This window comes from bacterium, from assembly GCA_021372615.1.
In the GTDB taxonomy this organism is placed as follows: Bacteria; Armatimonadota; Zipacnadia; order Zipacnadales; family UBA11051; genus JAJFUB01.
Genome location: JAJFUB010000033.1, coordinates 1 through 2,658, shown reverse-complemented (window position 1 = coordinate 2,658; position 2,658 = coordinate 1). Strand labels below are relative to the sequence as shown.

General features: G+C 66.8%; 2 protein-coding genes. Both read right to left on the bottom strand.

Annotation, left to right across the window (positions count from 1 at the left end):
* On the bottom strand, positions 1 to 1,890 hold a 1,890-nt coding region (locus tag LLH23_05395), incomplete at its 3' end, for an ATP-dependent helicase (protein ID MCE5237909.1).
* Positions 1,891 to 2,286: 396 nt separating this feature from the next.
* Positions 2,287 to 2,658, bottom strand: a 372-nt coding sequence (locus LLH23_05390) for a hypothetical protein (protein ID MCE5237908.1), incomplete at its 5' end; no start/stop codon positions are given.

The following is a 2,658-nucleotide window of genomic DNA, read 5'->3' as shown; positions in this document are numbered from 1 at the left end:
GGACGTGGGGCAAACCAGCAGCACGGGCTGCTTCCCATTCGACGCCCATTCCCGCTGGATCAGCGCCAGCGCCTGCAGGGTCTTGCCCAGGCCCATGTCATCGGCCAGGCAGGCGCCGAATCCCCATTGTTTGAGGAAGCTGAGCCACGAGTACCCGCGCAGTTGGTAGGGGCGCAGGTCGGCGCGTAGGTCGCCCGGCGGCGACAGAACCTCGAAACTCGTCGAGCCCTGAAGCCGCCCGAGCAACTCGCCCAGCCACCCGCTGGCCGCGACGTCACTGACCGGTAGGCCACCGGGCGCCTCGCGCAGCCCCAGCGCCATGTGCAGGACGTCACGCGCGGTGACCGGCTCCGCCTCACGCTGTTTCCAGAAATCCAGCGCCGCCTGGATTTCCTCGCGGCCCATATGCACCCATTGCCCCCGCAGGCGCACCAGCGGCGTCTTGAGCCTGGCGAGCGCCTCCAACTCCTTGCGCGACAGCGTCTGGTCGCCCAGCGCCACCTCCCAGTTGAACTCGACGATGCTGCCCAGCGACATCGTCCCCGGGACCTGCATTTCCGGGCTGGCAGCCTTGCCGCGCGCCTGCAGGCGCAGCTTGGTGCCCTTACGCGTCCACCACGCCGGCAGCAGCACCCCAAACCCCGCCTGTTCGAGGGCCGCCGCCGTGTCTGAGAGGAACTCGTAGGCGCCGACTTCGTCGGTTGTGTAGCCGGTCGGCGCGGCTGTTCGCAGACTCTCCTCGATGCGCGGGCCCAGCCCCGCCGCTTGGCCCAGCGACAGCAGCAGATGCTCCCTAGGATTGAAGGCCCGGTCAGCGGCCTGAAAGACTCCGTGCTTGGTCTCGTCCCATGCCCCGCCCGCCGGGACCAACAGGCTTGGGTCAGCAACAGCCTGCAGCAGGTAGGAAACGCGCCAGGGCGCACCGGTCTTTGACAGGTCCATCACGAGGCCACTCTCGGACCCGCACACGCCGGGGTCTTCGAGGCGGAAGCACAGCCGGAAGGGCGCCGCCGCCGTCGCCGACAGCGGATGACGCCACGTCCTCACCTGATCAGCGAACTCTGCGAGGTCCCGCGCGTTTGCGGTCATCACCCCGTCCGCTGAGCGGAGGGCGCTTAGCCACTGATCGTGGAGAACCTCGGAGGCACCGGGCTTTCTGCGTAACGTCTGCCCTACGGCCCCCGTCGTGATGGCGCCACGGCGTACTAGCGGGTCAAGCAGGTAGCTCACTCCGGACGCCAGTACCTCGCGGGCCGCCGCCTGCGGAGCCGGTGTCCGCTCCTTCGCCAAAGCCCGGCAAGCCGGCGGCATGGCTCGCGCCAACTGCGACAGCCGCTCCACCTCCGGCCCGGTGATCAGCGGCTCCCAGCATGCGCGGTACTCACCCTCGGTCTCCCGCAGACCAGGCAGAAACTGCTGTCTCGCCACCAGTGCCCCCGCGAAACGCAGGGCTGTGGCCCAGTAGCGCAGGTCATAGCCGACGATGACGCCGGGGGCCAGAGTGTGCTGGTCGCCACACCGGCAGAGCAGGTCCACCCACTGCTGCGGCGCCAGGGCGAGTCCACCTACCATCCATGGCGCGAGCGACACCGGCGCTTCCGGGTCCGGACGTTCGGCAATCAGCGCATCATTGGCCGCCGGCTTCCCGGCCACGGTCGGCAGCCAGACGACTGTCGGCACTCCGGCCTGCGTCGGCCCCAGCTTCAGTCCCGCCGCCTCCTGCAGGGCCTCACTCACGGCAGAGGCCCCGGCGTCATAGGGCGACGGCAGTGGCTTGGGGACTCGCGGCTGACGCCCTCGACGAACGCGGACGACACCGCCAGGCTCGACGGGTTTCTCGCCCCATAGAATCAGCTCACCGGCGAGATAGCCGGCGTGGAGGATTATCATCTTTCCATCCTGAATAGTGAGGAGTTGCACGAGGCACGCTGAAACGGCGCAACGCTGCGGTAGGGTAGTTCCCACGCAGACAGCCCATCTCCTCCTGCTGACGGGAAAACGGGGCCGCACGGAAGGTAACGGGGTGGCGAAGCCAACTATAGTCGTTACGTGGCTAGACAGTTCCGAACATCTACAAGTACTTTGGCGTGCCGGACATCGCCGGGCTGATCGCGCCACGGCCACTGTTGATCGAAATGGGCGTGCAGGACAGCGGGTTGCTTCATTGAGGAGCAATTGGCCGCTGGAGAGCATGCGTTTGCCAACAACAAGGCGCATGAGTTCTTTGGGAAGTATCTGTAAGACTGCAGTGGCGGGCAGCCAGCTCGGGAGGCGCGACGGATGGCTTCAGACAGTTGCCAGCACCGCCTCCTGGGGACGGGCTACCAGGCGCCGGTCCTGGTGCGAGGTGCCATGGCGCGCGTTGTGCTGTTCGACAAGGATGCTTATGTCGCCCATGATTGTCTCGAACTCCGGCTGCGTGAGGTGCTTTGAGAAGCACCGTCCCACCGATTGGTTCAGACCCCAGGTCCAGTCCTGCTCGTCGAGGCTCAGCAGGCCTGCGGCGACTACCTCGTCGTACATTGCGGTGCCCGGCAGTGGTGTGAACCGCGCGAGGGTCACGAAGGGCGGGTCGATTTCCTCGATCAGGTCCATCGTCTCGCGGATGGTCTCGACAGTCTCCTCCGGCACACCCAGCATGAAGTAGGCGGCCCAGTG